Consider the following 18,898-nt stretch of genomic DNA (forward strand, 5'->3'; position numbering starts at 1 on the left):
ATTTCGTAATTATTGTAAGTAAGCGAGCTAATTAAAAAAAAGTTTGCAATTTCTTAACCAAATGTTATTTTATAATAACATATATAATTTATTCTTTTAAGGAGTGTTATCATTTTAAAATCTAAAATAATCATTAAGGGAGAACCTCAGCGGATCTCTAATCTCCTCCATACAATGTTAGCCAAGGATAGTCCAGTTACTGTTCTATTAACTGATGCTGAACTTTATGCAACAGAAACTTTGGCAACAGAAATGTGTCATAATTTTCGAATTGAACTTATTGAGCGAGAAGCTAACTTAGATGAAATTGATGGGATGATTTATCTTCCTAATGATGATTTCTACCATTCTGAAAATATTGATGCAGCAGCTGTCGCGGCAGATATAAGTGAACCACTAATGAAATTTAGAAAAACAATTAATGATATTGTCGGTCAGGGGTTTAATGGTAAAATCATTATTGATAGCCCACATGATGAAATTTTTGTTTACTTTGCGGCTTATTTTTCAGGACTAGATGTAAAAAAAATCATTGGGTTAGGAACATTACCTCAAGAAATTATTTTACGAGAAGCCTTGGTCCGAAAATTTAAAGTTAGTGGAGATGACATTAATGTTAATACACTAGGATTGAATACTCACAATTTAGTAGCGTGGAGTCGAGTTTACATTGGTCCTTCAACTTTATTGTCATATATTGCTGATGATAGCCAGAATTATGATGATCAAATTATTAGCGATTTAAGTGAAGAAATTGAAAACTGTAAAATTGTTTCAAATGATATCATTCAAAGTAAAGCAATTATTCGATTGTTAACATGTGTTTATGGTGAAAATTCTTTGATTTGTTCAGTAACAAGCCTAAAGAAAGAAAATGATAAATTGAGCTTGAGTTTAGGACCTAAGCTGGTAAATCAGTATGGTGTTTTTCGTTCGATTAATTTACAGCTGGCAGATAATGAAGAGGAAGAATTGATTCATGATGGAAACTGGTCAATGGATATTATTAAGGAAATAAAAAAAGGTAAAAAGAATGGTAAAAAAAACTGATCAAAATTATGCATATCCAATTGTTGAAGACTGGTCAATGGACGAATTAGTTGAAGTAACTGAATTTTTTCGAAACATTGAACGAGCTTACGATCAACAAGGGGTTAATCGGCAAAAGCTATTAGCAAGTTTCAAGCGATTTCAGGAAATTAATCCAGCGAAAACGGAACAAAATAATCTTCGACGTGATTTCGAACAAAATTCAGGATTGAATATTTACCAAGTATTAAAAAATGCTCAGGAACATCCTAATGTAAAAAGCATTAAACAAATTGACTAATACTAGTTTTTTGTAGTATACTTAGAGACAGTTTTAATAGCGATGAAAAGAGCGCAAAACGATTAGTAAATTAATATTCAAGGTATTCATGGGGCTGTGACGGTGTCACGGCTTTTTATCTGACTACTAGTTCAGAATTGGATTGCTAGCTTTTAACTGCTTTTTGAGGAGGAAACATTTTTGAAAACAAGAGATGATATTAGAAATATTGCAATTATTGCCCATGTCGATCATGGTAAGACGACTTTGGTTAATGAATTATTGAAACAATCTGATACCCTTGACGGTCATGATGAAATTCAAGACCGTGCGTTAGATTCAAATCCAATTGAACGTGAACGTGGTATTACGATTCTTTCAAAAAACACTGCCGTTAAGTATGATGGTAAACAAATTAACATTCTAGATACTCCAGGACATGCTGACTTTGGTGGTGAAGTTGAACGGATTATGCGAATGGTTGATGGGGTACTTTTAGTTGTTGACGCAGCTGAAGGAACAATGCCACAAACTCGGTTCGTATTGAAAAAAGCTTTAGACCAACATTTAACACCAATCGTTGTAATTAACAAAATTGATAAACCGGGTGCTCGTCCTGAAGAAGTGGTGGATGAAGTACTTGATTTATTCATTGAACTTGGTGCTGATGAAAGTCAACTTGAATTCCCAGTTGTATATGCATCAGCTATGAATGGAACTTCAAGCCTTTCACCTGATTTAGATTCTCAAGAACATACTATGAAACCTGTTTTTGACACTATCTTAGAAAATATTCCTGCTCCAATTGACAATTCAGAAGATCCATTACAATTTCAAGTTGCAATGCTTGATTATGATGATTTTGTTGGTCGAATTGGAATTGGTCGTGTTTTTCGTGGAACAATTAAAGTTGGAGACAGCGTAGTTGTTATGAAACTTGATGGTTCTCAACAAAAGTTCCGAGTTACTAAAATTATGGGATTTGTTGGGTTAAACAAAGTTGAAATTACCGAAGCCAAGGCAGGTGATTTAATTGCCGTATCTGGTATGGAAGATATTAATGTCGGTGAAACAGTTGTGGCACCTGATACACTTGAACCACTACCACTTCTTCGGATTGACGAACCAACTATGCGAATGACTTTTGGAACTAACACTTCACCATTTGTTGGTAAAGATGGTAAATTCGTAACTGCTCGTCAATTAATTGATCGACTTGAACGTGAACTTCACACTGATGTTTCAATGCGAATTGAAGAAACTGATGATCCAGGTTCATGGGTTGTTTCTGGACGTGGGGAGCTTCATTTATCAATTTTGATTGAAACACTTCGTCGTGAAGGGTTTGAACTTCAAGTATCTCGTCCTGAAGTTATTTATAAAGATATTGATGGAGTTAAATCAGAGCCTTTTGAATCTGTCCAAATTGATACTCCAGATGAATACTCAGGTTCAATTATTGATACACTTTCACAACGTAAAGGTGAAATGCAAAATATGGAAAGTGTAGGTAATGGTCAAACCCGGATGACTTTCTTAGTGCCATCACGTGGATTGATTGGTTACTCAACTCAATTCCTTTCACTTACACACGGTTATGGAATTATGAACCATACTTTTGAAAAATATGCTCCTGTAGTTAAAAACTGGAATCCAGGTCGTCGTAATGGAACCCTTGTTTCAATTAACACTGGGAAAGTTACTACTTATGCCATCATGGCTGTCCAAGATCGTGGTAAAATCTTTACTGATCCTGCTACTGAAGTTTATGAAGGTATGATTGTCGGTGAAAACTCACGTGATAATGATATTTCTGTTAACATTACTCGTGGACGTAACCAAACCAACGTTCGTGCTGCTGGTTCTGAAGATATTGCTAAGGTTAAAGCACCAGTTCATTTAACACTTGAGGAATCACTTGAATTCTTAAATAGTGATGAACTTTGTGAAGTAACTCCTGAACATATTCGTTTGAGAAAACGTATTTTAAACACTGGTGAACGTGAAAAGGCAGCTAAGAAAAACAAACACAAAAATAACTAATCATTTTTAGAAGGATTATCCGATACGGGTAGTCCTTTTTTTTACTTCTAAATACTAGTACAATAATAATAATCACTTAAATTAAACGTGTTGGAGAAGGTTATGAAAAATAGATCTAAGATTGATTGGTATTTAATGGTTCCATATATTCTTCTATGTTTATTTGGAATTGTAATGGTTTATTCAGCTAGTGCGGGAATCGGCTTGTCATTTGGTCAAGGTGAGGCAAAACTTTTAGCAGAAAAACAAACCCTTTATTTTATAGTCGGATTAGTAATTATATTTTTAGTCAACAAATTCTTTTTTAAAATTATCTTATCGCATCGATTTGCGATATATCTTTTTTGGATATTATTAGCAGCTTTGGTATATGTGAAGTTATTAGGTAAAACAATTAATGGTGCAGCTGGTTGGATTTCTCTAGGTTTATTTAGTTTGCAACCTGCCGAGTTTTGCAAATTTTTCTTTATTATTTTTTTTGCTTATATACTGCATAGACGGCAAAATGAGATTGAAATTGATGGGTTATGGACATCATTTAAAAAAAATTGGAGTCCATTAGTTATCCCAGCAATTATCTTAAGCTTGATTTTTATCCAACCTGATACTGGTGGAGCTGCCATTAACTTTATGATTATTTTTGTCATGTTATTGGCTGCTAGTCGTAGTTGGAAGACTCTTAAATTTTGGACAATTTTTGGAACGGTCTTATTAGCTGTCTTTTATGTGGGGGTAGCTTTATTTGGTAGTCAAGGACAAAATATTCATCATTATCAAATACAGAGAATTGTGGGTTTTCATAATCCTTTCTTGCATGCTCAAACCTCTGGAGCACAACTAATTAATTCATTTTATGCAGTCAGTAATGGAGGCTTTTTAGGACGTGGATTGGGAAATAGCATTCAAAAAATGGGATATTTACCAGAAGCCAATACTGATTTTATTTTATCTATTGTTTCTGAGGAATTTGGATTAGTTGGTGTAGTTGTAATTCTTGGCCTTATTTATTTTATGATCATTCAAATTATTCAAATTGGGCGTCGAACTAATAACGTGCAGTATAGTTCAATTTGTTATGGGACAGCAGCTTTTCTTACTGTCCAAACGTTATTTAACGCTGGGGGATCAATTGCTTTAGTTCCACTAACTGGAGTAGCATTACCCTTTATTAGTTATGGGGGATCAAGCATGTTTACTTTAAGTTTATGTTTTGCTTTAGTTTTAAAAATTAGTAGTATTGAAAAACAAAAACAATTGGAGGATGACTAGTGGAAAGTATTCAATCTCGATCTGAATTATTAGTGTCAATTTTTTCATTGAAACAAGCTAAACACTTAAAAAAATTTGGAGATATTCGATTTATTTCTAAAAAAATGCATTATGTAATTTTGTTTGTTGATTATGATCAAATTGAAACGATAATTGAAGAAATTAAAAAGCAGCGTTATGTAAAACGAGTTGAAAAAACACCAACGATTGCAATTGCGAAAGCAATGAATGAATTAAATCTTAATGCCATGGAGGAAGAATCATTATGAGAATTATCTCTGGCAAATTTGGAGGGCGGAAGGTTTCTCCAGTTCCTGGTACAAAAACACGTCCAACTACTGATAAGGTTCGTGAATCATTATTTAATATGATTGGGCCATATTTTGATAATGGTTCTTTTTTAGATTTATTTGCTGGTTCAGGTGCTGTTGCAATTGAAGCGATTTCACGTGGAATGAAGCAAGCTGTGTTAGTTGACCGTCAGTATGCGGCTTTTAAAACCATTAGAAAAAACATTACAATTACTAATGAAGATCAGGCAGCGTTTAAGGTTTTGAAAATGGATGCGGAGCAAGCTTTAAAGAAGTTAGCAACCAAAAAAGAAAAATTTGATTATATATTTTTGGATCCACCTTATGCAGATCAACAGATGGTTAAGCAATTAGCTGAGATTAAAAATTATGATTTACTAAATTCAAAGGGCATTGTAATTTGTGAAACTGATAACCAAACTAAATTGTCAGAAGTTCCTGATTATTCGCTAATTAAACAGAAGGATTATGGATTAACCGTCATTACTATTTATCAAATTTTAGAATAGGAAATAATTATGAAAAAAGTAATTTATCCCGGGAGTTTTGATCCCATTACTAACGGACATTTGAATATTATTAAAAGAGCAGCTCAAATTTTTGATGAAGTAGTAGTGGCTGTAGGAAATAACCCTGATAAAGAAACTTTATTTTCTGCAGCAGAACGAGTTGAATTGATTGAACAATCGGTTGTTAGTCTTAAAAACGTTTCAGTTACGGAATATGATGGATTAACCGTTAATTTCGTAAAACAACAACAAACTAATTTAATTATTCGAGGAACTCGTGATTCAAATGATTTTGTTTTTGAAAAGGAAATCGCTAATTTAAATAGTCTTTTAGATAATAAAATTGAAACATTATTGATTTTTGCTAACAAAGATTATGAATTAATTTCATCATCAATGGTAAAAGAAATTAATCGTTTTGATGGGGACGTTTCTAAATTTGTTCCGAGCCCAGTTTTGTCAGCTTTGAAAGTGAAGGGTAACTATGAAAAAAATAAAAACATTTATTAAAAGGCACAAAGTTTTATTAGCTTTATTTGTTAGTGTACTTTTTATTTTATGGCTATTTTTATGGCCATTAAATGCCTTAGTAGAGGCTCCTGGTGAAGCTATTGCTATCCAACCAATGGTTAAGATTGATAATGTGCAAAAATTAAAGAAAACTAAATTTATGATTACGGCTGTTTCAATTTCTCAGGCTCATCCAATTTCCTATTTGGAAAAGCAATTTAATCCACATCTAACAATTGAGAACGCTAATTCAATTACGGGTGGACAAAATAACGAACAGTTTAGTAATGTCCAAACTGTTTATATGAATACTGCTATTAACAATGCAATTTATGTTGGTTATCATCATGCACATCGTTTGGTTAAAAAGAATTATCAAGGAGTTTACGTTTTATCGCTACTACCAAATTCTGATTTTAAAGGAAAGCTTGAACCAGCTGATTTAGTAGAATCAATTAATGGGAAACGGCTTAATCAAAGTATTGAATATGTACGTTACATTAAAAGCTTACCAAATAATGCTGAGTTAACCATTCAATTTAAACGAGATGGGAAAAGTCATGAAGTACGAGGACAAAAACGACAAATTGTTCCTGGATTTAATGGTGTTGGGATGACGATGACGGATGATATGAAAGTTAAAACTAATCCCAAAATTAAAGTTGATCCGGGACAAATTGGGGGACCATCTGGTGGATTAATGTTTGCTTTACAAATTTACAGTCAGTTAGAACATAAGTCATATTCTTTTAATAAAATTGCTGGAACTGGTACTATTGCTCCTAATGGTGATGTTGGCGAGATTGGGGGTATTGATAAAAAAATCATTGCTGCTGATCAAAGTGGTGCTCAAGTGTTTTTTGCACCATATGTAAAGCCTACTAAGGAAAACTTATCTATGGAAGATGAGAAGAAAACTAATTATCAAGTTGCTAAAGAAACAGCTAAAAAGTATGCTCCTCATTTGAAAGTAGTTCCCGTTGAAAATTTCAAGGACGCTTTAAATTACCTAGAAACCCATTAGAATTGATTTAGAAAGTGATGGACTATTATGACAAAAACCATTTATGATTTTAAAATTAAAGAAATGAACGGAGAAACAATTAATTTTTCAGAATTTAAAGGAAAGGTTATTTTAGTGGTAAATACCGCAAGCAAATGTGGTTTGGCAGGGCAATTAAAAGATTTAGAGGCTTTATATTTAAAATATCATGAGCAAGGATTAGAAATAGTTGGTTTTCCCTCTAATCAATTTCATCAAGAAATTGCTAGTGAAGCTATTAACGAATATTGTAAAATTCATTATGGCGTGACTTTTCCTATGACTGAAATGGTAAAAGTTAATGGATCGGATGAAAACCCAATTTTTGGCTATTTAAAAAATCAGTCTGGACACGGAAAAATCAAATGGAATTATACTAAATTTTTAATTAGTCGCAATGGTAGTTTAATTCATCGTTATGCACCAATTACTTCGCCTTTGAAGTTGGAACCAGAAATTATTGATGCATTAAATATTACTAAATAACTAAAAAGTCATTCCCAATTCGTATGAAGAGTTGGGAATGACTTTTTGAATTTGACTATTTTTTTAAAAATTTCCAAATGATACTTCCAATAAATGCTGCAATTAAAACGAAAACAAAGCAAATTAGTAAAAGTTCATTAGGTAAGTAAATTCCTAAAATTAAAATAATTGCATAGAAAATTAAACTAAATATAAAAATCACTGTATCAATGAAACAGATGATTTGACCACAATCAGACCAAGCAATTTTATAAGCAGGTCGTTTCATCAATTTATCCATTCCCCATAAACAGGCTGTGACAATCCATAATACTAAGTTTACAATTAATAAAAATATTAAAGCATTTAAACTACTGAACAAATTAAACATTATATTCACCTCCCAATTGTAATTTAAGTTTATCATAATCTTTTTTATGGAGTTAACTTATTGTTTAGGTATACAATACAGTTACAATTAATAAGTTAAACCTTAATTAAGGGAGAATAATAATGAAAATTATGATTATTGGTGGTTCAGGACGAGTAGGCAAAGCATTAACTAATGAATTTTTAAATCATTCTGATTACCAAATTACAATTGCTGTTTCTCACCCAGAACATATTTCGTTTACAACTGAAGACCAACGAGTTAAAGTGATTAAAATGAATTTAGGTTTGCTAAATATTTCAGATCTCGCTAAATTAGAAATTGGATTTGATGCTATTTATTTTGTAGCTGGGTCAAGAGGACATGACTTAATTAAAGTAGATAGCTTTGGGGCAATTAAAACTATGATTGCGGCAGAAAAAATCGGAGTAAAACGATATATCATGTTAAGTTCATATGGATCTTTAGATCTAAAAAGTTGGATTAATAATGAAAAATACGCTTCTTTACAGGAATATAAGGCTGCTAAGTTTATGGCAGATAGTTACTTAATTAATAGCACTAATTTGAATTATACGATTTTGCAACCAACTTCTTTAGAAGAAAGTACTGGAACTGGTAAAGTTGAATTGAATGCATCTAAGTCATCTAATTCAAGTTCAATCTCAGATGTTGCTAAAACTTTGTTTTTGAGTTTGAATAATCACCATACTTACCATAAAGTGATTACTATGCAAAACGGTACAATTGAGATTGTTAGTGCTTTGAATGAAATTTAATTACCATAATTAAAGGAGTTGGATTTAGTTGGAATTTGAATATGAACCCGGTCGCTTTTATGCTGAAAAAGATGGAAAAACCATTGCAGAACTAATTTTTACGATTGAAAATAATTTCATCTCAATTAACCATACTTATGTAGACCCAACATATCGTGGTCGCGGAATTGCTGGTAAATTAATGTTAACTGCAATTAATTATGCTCAAGAACATCAGTTTAAGATTAATCCCGTCTGTGCTTATGCAAAGGAATTTTTTATACGAAACCATCAATATGTAGATTTGTTGCTAAAGAAAAGTTTATAATTTTAAGCCATGTGATATAATTAACTTAATTTTAGATTACAAAGTTTAAAGATTAGAGGCGATTTTTTTTGAGTAATGAAGAACTTAATGAACAGATGAAAATTTTAAGAAAAGCTGCTGCAGATGCTAGTCATAATCGTATTGGTAAGAGAAATAGAAGTGGCATAGTCGGAGTTACGAAATTAATTAACCGAAATCAAGCAGGTCGAGAATATGTTTATTGGCAAGCGAGTATTAACGTTAACGGTAAACAACATTTGAAACGATTCAAGGAAGATGAGCGAAAAGATGCTATTATTCAGAGAGGGCTATGGGAAAAAGAGTTTTTAGGTGATTTGCAGCCCTCAATAAAAGCTTATGTTTTAAATTATTTAAAAATTAATAACCAAGAAATTTCTTAAAAGGCTAAAAACAAACTTTGTTTTTAGCCTTTTTTGGATGGTTATATTTAATTTTTCGTATTTATAAATAGAAAGGGGAGAAAGATGGATAAGTATACAGGAAAATTAAAGGAATTAACGGAAGAATATAAATATCAAATCATTTTTGGATTATTGATTTGTTTGGTTTTAATTGGAGTTTATTGTTTTATTAATCAAAGCACAGAAGCTACAACTACTAGCTCAATATCGACAACTAAGTCTGTACAACCCAATTTAAATGGCAAAGATAATAAGCGCCAAATAACAAAAAATAATCAAAATGGACAGATTTTTGTTGATGTTAAAGGCGCTGTCATTAATCCTGGAGTATACCAGGCGACTACCAATATGCGGGGTACTGATTTAATTAGAATGGCTGGCGGGTTTAATGATCATGCTGATCGTAACCATGTGAATTTAGCAAAGAAGGTTACTGATCAAGAAATATTATATATTCCAGTGCAAGGTGAGGTTACGGGAGTTCCTGTAACTAACCTTGGAGCTTCAGAAGGGGATTTATCTGCCAATACTAATAAAGGGATAGCAGATGCTAAGGTTAGTGGTGAAAAAATTAACTTAAATGAAGCAGATGCTACTAAGATGCAAACGATTAGTGGCGTTGGTCAAAAAAAGGCAGAAAAAGTCATTGAGTATCGTAATCAAAATGGACCCTTTAAATCAGTTGAGGATTTAAAAAATGTTCCTGGTTTTGGGGAACGTACTGTATCAAATTTGAAGCCTTCCTTATCTGTGTAATTAGATTTGCTATAATTATAGTATTAATCAAATTATAAAGGAGAAAATGATGACGAAAAAAAGAATTCCGTGGGATCAATATTTTATGGTTCAGGCTATTTTAGTAGCTACAAGAAGTACATGTGAACGTCTATCAGTTGGAGCAGTTTTAGTACGTAATAAGCGAGTAATTGCTTGCGGATATAATGGCTCGGTATCAGGGGATGTTCATTGTATCGATGAGGGATGCTATATTGTTGATGGTCATTGTCAAAGAACCATTCATGCCGAAATGAATGCAATTTTACAATGTGCTAAGTTTGGTGAGTCTACTGATGATGCTGAAATTTACGTGACCGATTTTCCTTGTTTGCAATGTACGAAAATGTTATTGCAGGCTGGAATTAAAACAATTAAATATCTTCGCGAATATCATAATAGTGAATATGCGGAATCTTTGTTAAAAAAAGAACATGTCAAAGTAGAAAAAGTTCAAATTGAGCAAGAACAAATTGACGATTTACCATTTGATAAATACTTATCTTTCGATAAATAATTAAGAAAAATTTTTATGTAATGACATCCCTATTATGGGGATGCCTTTCACTAATTTATGCTGGACAGGCTTTGTATGGAATGATCGGAGTTATTTTAGTTCTAGTTAGAATTTATAGTTTGAAAATTAAAGGGTTTCTTTGGAAAAATGTAATGTTGTCCTTAATTCCGTTAGTTTTGTTTACAGTACATTACCAAAATGAAACGCAAAAAAAAATTACAATTGAACACATTGATAAAATCGGGAAAACTTTAACCTTAGAAGTCTTACCCGATGAAATTTATCTTAATGATAATCATTTTCGTGCTCTTGTATACTCACCAACGGTAAAACAAAACATTCTATGTTTTGGAATTTTGAAAAACCAACATGAAAAGGATTTAATAAATAGTATCAAACAAAAAAGTCAACTGAAAGTAGTTGGTGATTTATCAAAATTAGAGGCTGCTCCAAACGTTAATCAGTTTGATTCACAAGTTTTTTATGGGCAACAAGGAATTTATGGACAATGTAAAATTACTAATGTTAAAAATAAAGAAGAAAGAGCTGCTTCTTTAACTGATAAGGTACATCTTTTTCGATTTTGGGGCTTAGAATCGACAAATTGTTTACCTAAGTATCTGAAAATGTATGTTCAAAGTTTAGTGTTTGGCTACAAGAATACAGATTTCAAAACAGAAATGGAAGGCATTCAACAGCTAGGATTAATACATTTATTTAGTATTTCAGGGATGCATGTTTATTTTTTAGTTAATTTAATTTTAATGCTAACTTCTTTGATATATATTAAAAAAGAACATGTTCAATGGGGATTAATAATGGGTTTGCCTGCATATTCAATTGTTGCTGGATCAGCGGTTGGATTAATTAGAGCTATTTTAATGATTGAAGAACGGTTAGTAGCTAATAAATTTAATTTGTATTTTACTAGATTAGATATTTGGTCTTTAGCACTAATGCTTAATTTATTAATTAATCCGATGCTTTTATTAGAATTTGGTTGTCAACTTTCTTATGTATTATCATTAACATTGATTTATACGGAAAAGATTAATGATTTAAAGCGAACTTTATTTTTAGAACTGGTTAGTTTTCCAATTGTGATTTACTATATGTATGAATGGCATACTTTATCATTATTAGCTAATTTATTGATTATTCCTTTTTTTACGATTTTAATTTTCCCATTAGTGTTAGTTGGCTGGATGATTAGTCTATGTAAGCTTCCAGGGGTAATTTTAATCGATAAATTTTTAATGATTTTCGATCATTTTACCCTTTTAATTTCAAATTTTCCCGGAAAAGTAACTTTTGGGAAACCGTGGATTGTTTTTGTAATTTTGATGTTGATATTAGTTTTGTTATACATTGAGAGTGCAAAACTTAAGTATCTGATAATGATAGTTGGTCTTACTTTAGGAATGTATATAATTATCCATTTTCCACTTAATGGTGAGGTAACCTTTTTTGATGTAGGACAGGGAGATAGTTTTTTGCTTAGAACACCATTGAATCGTTCAGTTACTCTAATTGATACTGGTGGGAGGCCTAATTTCTTTGCTAAGCAGGGACAAAAGGAAGTTTATTTAGCACCTAATACATCAATTAGATACTTAAAAAGTATTGGCATTAACCATATTGATAATATTTGTTTAAGTCATCAAGATGCCGATCATGTAGGAGATTTACCGGTTTTTTTAAAAATGATGAAAGTTGATCGCGTGTATATTCCCGCTGGAATGGAAAATAACCAGCATTTTATGAAAAAAATAAAAGCATTTAAAAATTTTAAGTTGGTTAGTGTAAAAAACGGAGATATTATTTACGGAACTCCACTACAAGTAATTCATCCCTTTATGGCTGGATTAGGCAAAAATGAAGACTCAATGGTACTATATAGTCAAATAAATCATTTAAATTGGATGTTTACAGGTGATTTAGATCGTGCAGATGAAATTAAAATTCTAGAAAAATATCCTAACTTAAAAACAGATGTGCTAAAACTAGGCCATCATGGAAGTAAAACGGCTTCTGACCCAAAATTTATTCAAGCAGTTAAACCTCAAATTGGAATTATATCAGCTGGTAGAAATAATCATTATGGTCATCCTAATCAGGAAACACTTCAAACGATGAAAAAAGAGCAAGTTAAAATAATTAGCACACAAAAGGTTGGGATGATTTCTTATCGGTACCAAATGCAACATGGGTACTTCACCACAAAATGGAAGGGGGATTTAAATGACCTTAATTACAAACATTAAAACCATAGCAACTAATCAAGATCCAGTTTACCTAATCATTGGGAAAAATAATTATTGGGAAAATGAACTTATGCAACAAATTAAAAAAATAATCCCAGTAGAAGAGCAAACCATGAATTATGCAACTTATGATATGGAAGAAACACCATTGTCAGTGGCCATTAATGATGCAATGTCTGTTCCGTTTTTTGGTAATAAAAGGTTAGTTTTAGTTAAAAATGCTTATTTTTTAACGGGAAATCGTCAAAAAAATAAAATTAAACATAATGTCGAAGAATTAGAACAATATCTTGATAATCCCTCTAATGAAACTGTCCTAATTATTTTAGCTCCTTACGATAAACTTGATGGCCGCAAAAAGATTGTTAAAGAATTAAAAAGTAAAAGTACGACAATTACTTTAAATGACTTTTCTGAACGGGAAACTGCTGATTTTATTCGGCAGCAAGTTAAAAATCGAGGTTATCAAATTGAAACGGACGCAATTAATGAATTATATGCTCGAACCTTAGGTGATTTAAGTAAAATAATGAATGAATTACAAAAAATTTTTATTTATTGCGATCATTCTAAACAAATTACAGTTTCAGTAGTTGATAAATTAGTTTCTAAATCATTAGACCAGAATGTTTTTGCATTGGTAGATTATATTGTGACAGGAAAAACGACTAAGGCAATTCAGTTTTATCATCAATTATTAGAGCAAAAACAAGAACCTGTACAAATTAATGCGATCTTGGAAAGTCATTTTCGTTTATTGTTACAAGTTAAAATTTTGATGAAACATAGCTATAGTCCTAATATGATAACAAACACCTTAAAAGTTCATCCGTATCGGGTTAAGTTAGCAATGCAATCATCTCAAAAATTCTCTTTGAATTATTTAAAAGATGCATATTTACAGTTGATTCAAATTGAATGTAAACTAAAAAGCAGTACCGATAATCCGGAACTACTTTTTGAAATGTTTGCGATAAAATTAGGACAAAAAAAGAACTCAATTTAATTTGAGTTCTTTTTTATTATGATAAAGTATTCTTGATGTTAGCTAGATGTGACTTTTTACGGTTGGCACTGTTAGTCTTAATAAGACCTTTTGATTTTGAATGATCAATTGCAGCAATTGCATCACGGTATAATTCTTCAACATCATCTGCACCTTTGGCACTAGCTTTTTCAAATGCTTTAACGGCAGTTCTCATACGATTCTTTTCAGAAGCGTTCTTTTTACGAGCGATTTCGTTAGTTTTCATACGTTCGATAGCTGATTTAATAACTGGCATAATATTTTCACCTCCACATAGTGAAATTAATCCTAACTTCACAGTTTTAACAATCATAATTATACAAAATATATACTGTAATTGCAATACAAGCTAAGATTAGTTTGAAATTTTGTTTTAAATGATGTATATTTAATAGGTAACTGGTTCTTAGTTTTGCGACTCACTGACGCAATACTCAGAACTGAGGGATTTTTAATTGAAAGGTGGTAAAGCATAATGGCTTTAACTAAAGAAAGAAAAACTGAAATTATCAACAAATTCGCTACACATGAAGGTGACACTGGTTCAACTGAAGTACAAATTGCAGTTTTAACAGCTGACATCAACGAAATTAATGAACACATGAAAGAACATAAAAAAGATTTTCATTCACAACGTGGACTTATGAAAAAGATTGGTCATCGTCGTAACTTGTTAACTTACTTACGTAAGAAAAACGTTCAAAGTTATCGTGAATTAATCAAAGAATTAGGATTACGTCGTTAATCTTAATAAAAATGGGTGAGGCTAAATGCCTCATCCTTTTTTTAAGCATTTTTTTAGCTAAATATGTTACACTAAAGTTACATGCTATATTGAACGAGTGCATAATTAATAACGTTAGAGAAAACTGTAACTGTAATATATTGAGGTGTAATAAAAATGAAAAAGAATATTAAAATCGTGCCCCTTGGTGGTGTACGTGAAGAAGGCAAAGATTTATTTGCTGTTGAAGTTAATGAGAGTAGTATCTTTATTTTAGATTGTGGGTCTAAATTTCCATTAGATGATATGCTTGGAATTGATTATGTAATTCCAGACTTTTCTTATCTTAGAGATAATAAAGAAAAGATTGTTGGAGTATTTTTAACTTCTGGGCATCTTGATTCAATTGGTTCGTTACCATATTTTCTTAGTGAGTTTAACGTTCCTGTATTCGGAACGGAATTATCAATTAAGATTGCTGAGAAATTAGTTAAAAAGAATCGTCAGTCTAAAAAGTTTGATGATTTTCATATTATTAATGATAAAAGCGAAATTGCTTTTGATGATGGTACGGTAAGCTTTTTTGGTGTAACTCATTCTATTCCAGATGCTGTTGGGATTGTAATTTCTACTGAACAAGGAAGTATTGTGTATACTGGTGATTTTAAATTTGACCAAACAGTTCCAGAACCTTATCGAACTAATTATGCTGCTATTGCAGAGGCTTCAAACAAAAATGTGTTAGCTTTGCTTTGTGATGCAAGAAATGCTGAAGACAACTCTAAGGTAACAGAAGAAAAGAAAGTTCGTGAGTTTTTAGTTGATACATTTGATTATCAAAATGGTCGAGTAATCATAACGTGTTTATCAGGTCATATTTTGCGCTTGCAAGAAATTATTGATGCTGCTGCTGAAACTGGAAGAATGATTTATGTAGCTAATGAAAAATCAAAGTTTATGATTGATACAGCGATTGAACAAGGTAAACTAAAGCTCCCAGAGCAAGAAATTTTTGTAAATTCTACGGATGCTCTAGAAAAATTGGACTCCAGTAAAGTTATTATTCTTCATGTTGGGCAGCCAGGGGAAGAAATGCTATCTCTTCAAAGAATGGCTAGTCAAAGAAATAAGAAGCTTAAAATCGAACCTGGTGATTTAGTATTATTAGCAACTTCACCTCTACGAGCAATGGATAATGCATGGTCAAAAACTAGAGATATGGTTTATCAAGCTGATGGAACTGTTGCCTCAATTGATGCTGAACTTGATTTAGCAAGTGATGCTAGTCGAAGTGACGTGCAAATGATGATTAGTTTAATTAAGCCTGAATATTTAATTCCAGTTCAAGGAGAATATCGCCAGTTACAAGCTGAACGTGAAGCGGCAATTGATGCTGGTTTTCCCAATGATCATATTATTATGCCAGCTAAAGGTGATGTGATTCAATTTGATGATAATCAAATGTTTCTTTCCCAAGCAGTACCAGCACTTGATACTATGATCGATGGAATTGGAGTGGGAGATATTGGGAATATTGTACTTCGTGATCGAAGTGTTCTTTCTCAAGATGGAGTTTTTATTGCAGTTGTAACGATTGATCGAAAAAAGAAAGAAATTGTCGAAGGAGCTAAAGTTACTTCGCGAGGATTTGTATATGATCAATCAAATCAGGCTTTATTAAATGAAGCAGCCGATTTAGTGGAAACGACCGTACAAAATAATTTAGAGAATAAAGATTTTGACTGGAGTCATTTAAAACAGGATGTTCGTGAAAAGCTAAGTTCTTTCCTTTATAAGAAAACAGATCGTCGTCCAGTGATTCTTCCTGTAATTATGGAAGTTAACCAACATCATCGCCGGTTTAAAAACAATAAGAAGAAAAAATAATTAGAAAAGGATTGGGCACATGCTCAGTCTTTTTTATTTTTAAGATATTTTCAAGAAGGGAAGCAAAGATGGATAAGAAGCAAATAAATCTTTTACAACAAGCTCAAGCAAAAATTAAAAACGAAGAATTTGGTGCAGCAACCGATATTTTATTAGATTTATATGATCAAGTTGATGAAGAACAAGTTATTTTATTGTTAGGGATGACTTTATTTAAAAATCATCAGTTTGTTAGTGCAGGTAAATTAGTTGACGATCATTTTGAACTTTTTTTACAAAAAAAATTTAAATTATTAGTTGAAATTTACCTAAAAAATCATCGATACTTACAGTTGAAAATTATTGCTAATGGGCAGGATAAAAAAATTAAAAGTGATGTATTAAAGCAAATTAAACAAAGTGAAATAGAATATGAAGCAAAAGAACCAACTACAATTGCAAGTAAAAGTCGTGAATTTATGCATTTAGGTGCCTTTTCAGCAACACAACAACAGGAAATAATTAAGGAAGCAGAGACATTGCCACTTAAGCAGTATTTAGCTGGAGTCAAGATAAGTCTAGTTGATCAAGATGTTAATCCAGTTTGGCGGATGCAATTATTAAATAATTTGATGAGAATTGGATTTGATAAACCAGTAAATTTTATTTGGATTGATAACACTAAGCATCAAATTATTCCTAATACCATCGTTGATATTGATCAAACTAAAGCTTTTCAAGTAATTCAAACAGAAATAAGTGAGACGATTGGTCAAGAAGATCCAATTAAAGCCGGTCAATTACAAGTGGTTGTTAATGTTGATTTGCAGATGCTATTCCCTTATATTGATCAAATTGTTACAAAGCCAGTAATTTGGTTAAAAATTATTCAACAAAAAATGTTTGGAGATGCTTTAAAAGAAACTTATGATAAAGATGTGGTAAAATGGCTGAGTCTGATTGAATCAATTATGCAAACACTAATTAACTAATGAAATTAGTGATTGGTGGTTTACAAAAGTGATTTTAATCTATATAATATGTTAGTGAATTCTTTGAGAGAACCACTTTATTTTTAACGTAATTGTAGTATAATTACGGGTAAAGATACTTTGGGTTTCTCCAAAGGACGTCTTACGAAAATAATAGGAGGGTTTCATAATGGCAAAAGAACATTACGAAAGAACAAAACCCCACGTTAATATTGGTACAATTGGCCATATTGACCACGGGAAAACTACTTTAACTGCAGCAATTTCAAAAGTTTTATCAGACAGAGGTTTAGCTAAAGCTGAAGATTTTGCTGATATCGATGCTGCTCCAGAAGAAAAAGAACGTGGTATCACTATCAATACTGCCCACATCGAATACGAAACAGAAAAGCGTCACTACGCTCATATCGATGCTCCTGGACATGCCGATTATGTTAAAAACATGATTACTGGTGCTGCTCAAATGGATGGTGCTATCTTAGTTGTTGCTGCAACTGATGGTCCTATGCCACAAACACGTGAACACATTTTGTTAGCAAAACAAGTTGGTGTTGATTACATCATTGTTTTCCTTAACAAGACTGATATGGTTGATGATGAAGAACTTATCGACTTAGTTGAAATGGAAGTTCGTGATTTATTATCAGAATACGGTTATGATGGTGACAATACACCAGTTATCCGTGGTTCAGCTCTTAAAGCACTTAACGGTGATAAAGATGCAGAAGACCAAATCATGAAATTGATGGATACTGTTGATGAATACATCCCAACTCCAGAACGTGATGAAAGCAAACCTTTCATGATGCCTATCGAAGATGTATTTACTATCACTGGTCGTGGTACTGTTGCATCTGGACGTATCGAACGTGGTGTTATTAAAGTTGGTGACGAAGTTGAAATCGTTGGACTTGTTGAAGACGTATTGAAGACTACTGTTACTGGTATCGAAATGTTTAGAAAAACTCTTGACGAAGGTCAAGCAGGTGATAACATTGGTGCCTTACTTCGTGGTGTTAACCGTGAACAAGTTGTTCGTGGACAAGTGCTTGCTGCACCTGGTTCAGTTCAAACTCACGAAAAATTCTCTGCTGAAGTATATATCATGAGTAAAGAAGAAGGTGGACGTCATACTCCATTCTTCTCAAATTATCGTCCTCAATTCTACTTCCATACCACTGATGTTACAGGTGTTATTGAATTAGATAAAGGTACTGAAATGGTTATGCCTGGTGATAACACAACGTTCCACGTTGAGTTAACTAAACCAGTTGCAATCGAAAAAGGTACTAAATTCACTATTCGTGAAGGTGGACACACTGTTGGTGCCGGTACTGTTACAAGTATTGACGACTAATATGTTTCTAAAAAAAGATC

General features: G+C 32.1%; 22 protein-coding genes. 20 read left to right on the plus strand and 2 right to left on the minus strand.

All coding sequences use genetic code 11. From position 1 onward, the window contains the following. Positions 1–174 precede the first annotated feature (174 nt). The 9 genes from AC0GLY_RS02225 (at position 175) to AC0GLY_RS02265 (ending at position 7,479) form a co-directional block, all read left to right on the plus strand. The gene (locus tag AC0GLY_RS02225) at positions 175–1,050 is read left to right on the plus strand and encodes a Rossmann-fold NAD(P)-binding domain-containing protein (protein ID WP_496611915.1); all 876 of its coding nucleotides are present in this window, start codon (positions 175–177) and stop codon (positions 1,048–1,050) included. Beyond that, positions 1,034–1,330, plus strand: coding sequence for a UPF0223 family protein (locus AC0GLY_RS02230; RefSeq protein ID WP_496611916.1), 297 nt, complete (start codon positions 1,034–1,036; stop codon positions 1,328–1,330). Before AC0GLY_RS02225 ends, AC0GLY_RS02230 begins: the two co-directional genes overlap by 17 nt. A gap of 180 nt (positions 1,331–1,510) precedes the next feature. Next, the gene (typA, locus tag AC0GLY_RS02235) at positions 1,511–3,352 is read left to right on the plus strand and encodes a translational GTPase TypA (protein ID WP_496611917.1); all 1,842 of its coding nucleotides are present in this window, start codon (positions 1,511–1,513) and stop codon (positions 3,350–3,352) included. Positions 3,353–3,454: 102 nt separating this feature from the next. After that, entirely contained in the window at positions 3,455–4,621 is a 1,167-nt protein-coding gene (locus AC0GLY_RS02240; RefSeq protein ID WP_496611918.1) for an FtsW/RodA/SpoVE family cell cycle protein, read from the plus strand. Further along, positions 4,621–4,890 (plus strand): YlbG family protein, encoded by a 270-nt coding sequence (locus AC0GLY_RS02245; RefSeq protein WP_496611919.1) that lies wholly within the window; start codon positions 4,621–4,623, stop codon positions 4,888–4,890. Before AC0GLY_RS02240 ends, AC0GLY_RS02245 begins: the two co-directional genes overlap by 1 nt. Further along, the gene (rsmD, locus tag AC0GLY_RS02250) at positions 4,887–5,441 is read left to right on the plus strand and encodes a 16S rRNA (guanine(966)-N(2))-methyltransferase RsmD (protein WP_496611920.1); all 555 of its coding nucleotides are present in this window, start codon (positions 4,887–4,889) and stop codon (positions 5,439–5,441) included. The genes AC0GLY_RS02245 and rsmD overlap by 4 nt, the downstream gene beginning before the upstream one ends. 9 nt (positions 5,442–5,450) lie before the next feature. After that, entirely contained in the window at positions 5,451–5,951 is a 501-nt protein-coding gene (gene coaD, locus AC0GLY_RS02255) for a pantetheine-phosphate adenylyltransferase (protein WP_496611921.1), read from the plus strand. Next, positions 5,926–6,975 carry a SepM family pheromone-processing serine protease gene (locus AC0GLY_RS02260; RefSeq protein ID WP_496611922.1) on the plus strand — a complete coding sequence of 350 codons (1,050 nt, stop codon included), beginning with the start codon at positions 5,926–5,928 and terminating at the stop codon, positions 6,973–6,975. Before coaD ends, AC0GLY_RS02260 begins: the two co-directional genes overlap by 26 nt. Positions 6,976–7,002: 27 nt before the next feature. Continuing rightward, positions 7,003–7,479, plus strand: coding sequence for a glutathione peroxidase (locus AC0GLY_RS02265; RefSeq protein ID WP_496611923.1), 477 nt, complete (start codon positions 7,003–7,005; stop codon positions 7,477–7,479). A gap of 55 nt (positions 7,480–7,534) precedes the next feature. Here AC0GLY_RS02265 and AC0GLY_RS02270 read toward each other — a convergent pair whose 3' ends face one another. Further along, positions 7,535–7,849, minus strand: coding sequence for a hypothetical protein (locus AC0GLY_RS02270; RefSeq protein WP_496611924.1), 315 nt, complete (start codon positions 7,847–7,849; stop codon positions 7,535–7,537). 122 nt (positions 7,850–7,971) lie between these two features. On the opposite strand from AC0GLY_RS02270, the gene AC0GLY_RS02275 reads away from it, so the two are divergent. From AC0GLY_RS02275 to holA, 7 genes are all read left to right on the plus strand, one after another. After that, positions 7,972–8,628, plus strand: a complete 657-nt coding sequence (locus AC0GLY_RS02275; RefSeq protein ID WP_496611925.1) for an NAD(P)H-binding protein — start codon at positions 7,972–7,974, stop codon at positions 8,626–8,628. A 28-nt stretch (positions 8,629–8,656) separates the two neighbouring features. Further along, on the plus strand, positions 8,657–8,935 hold the full coding sequence (locus tag AC0GLY_RS02280; protein ID WP_496611926.1) for a GNAT family N-acetyltransferase: 279 nt from the start codon (positions 8,657–8,659) through the stop codon (positions 8,933–8,935). A gap of 68 nt (positions 8,936–9,003) precedes the next feature. Then, complete coding sequence (locus tag AC0GLY_RS02285; protein WP_496611927.1) at positions 9,004–9,336, plus strand: hypothetical protein; 333 nt, start codon at positions 9,004–9,006, stop codon at positions 9,334–9,336. Positions 9,337–9,420: 84 nt separating this feature from the next. Further along, a complete protein-coding gene (locus AC0GLY_RS02290; protein WP_496611928.1) occupies positions 9,421–10,113 on the plus strand; it encodes a helix-hairpin-helix domain-containing protein in 693 nt (230 codons plus the stop codon). Between the two features lie 49 nt (positions 10,114–10,162). Then, on the plus strand, positions 10,163–10,648 hold the full coding sequence (locus AC0GLY_RS02295) for a ComE operon protein 2 (RefSeq protein ID WP_496612232.1): 486 nt from the start codon (positions 10,163–10,165) through the stop codon (positions 10,646–10,648). A gap of 20 nt (positions 10,649–10,668) precedes the next feature. Then, positions 10,669–12,912: a DNA internalization-related competence protein ComEC/Rec2 gene (locus AC0GLY_RS02300; protein WP_496611929.1), complete on the plus strand. Its 2,244-nt coding sequence runs from the start codon at positions 10,669–10,671 to the stop codon at positions 12,910–12,912. Continuing rightward, a complete protein-coding gene (gene holA, locus AC0GLY_RS02305; RefSeq protein WP_496611930.1) occupies positions 12,890–13,918 on the plus strand; it encodes a DNA polymerase III subunit delta in 1,029 nt (342 codons plus the stop codon). The genes AC0GLY_RS02300 and holA overlap by 23 nt, the downstream gene beginning before the upstream one ends. 16 nt (positions 13,919–13,934) lie before the next feature. On the opposite strand, the gene rpsT is transcribed toward holA, so the two are convergent. Further along, the gene (gene rpsT / locus AC0GLY_RS02310) at positions 13,935–14,195 is read right to left on the minus strand and encodes a 30S ribosomal protein S20 (protein WP_496611931.1); all 261 of its coding nucleotides are present in this window, start codon (positions 14,193–14,195) and stop codon (positions 13,935–13,937) included. 219 nt (positions 14,196–14,414) lie between these two features. Between rpsT and rpsO the strand changes: the two genes are divergently transcribed. The 4 genes from rpsO (at position 14,415) to tuf (ending at position 18,878) form a co-directional block, all read left to right on the plus strand. Further along, positions 14,415–14,684: a 30S ribosomal protein S15 gene (gene rpsO, locus AC0GLY_RS02315; RefSeq protein WP_496611932.1), complete on the plus strand. Its 270-nt coding sequence runs from the start codon at positions 14,415–14,417 to the stop codon at positions 14,682–14,684. A gap of 156 nt (positions 14,685–14,840) precedes the next feature. Next, on the plus strand, positions 14,841–16,550 hold the full coding sequence (locus AC0GLY_RS02320; RefSeq protein WP_496611933.1) for a ribonuclease J: 1,710 nt from the start codon (positions 14,841–14,843) through the stop codon (positions 16,548–16,550). Positions 16,551–16,618: 68 nt separating this feature from the next. Beyond that, positions 16,619–17,521, plus strand: a complete 903-nt coding sequence (locus AC0GLY_RS02325; protein ID WP_496611934.1) for a hypothetical protein — start codon at positions 16,619–16,621, stop codon at positions 17,519–17,521. 169 nt (positions 17,522–17,690) lie between these two features. After that, the gene (tuf, locus tag AC0GLY_RS02330) at positions 17,691–18,878 is read left to right on the plus strand and encodes an elongation factor Tu (RefSeq protein ID WP_496611935.1); all 1,188 of its coding nucleotides are present in this window, start codon (positions 17,691–17,693) and stop codon (positions 18,876–18,878) included. Positions 18,879–18,898: the final 20 nt, after the last annotated feature.

This window comes from Fructilactobacillus sp. YLN 2507, from assembly GCF_059614085.1.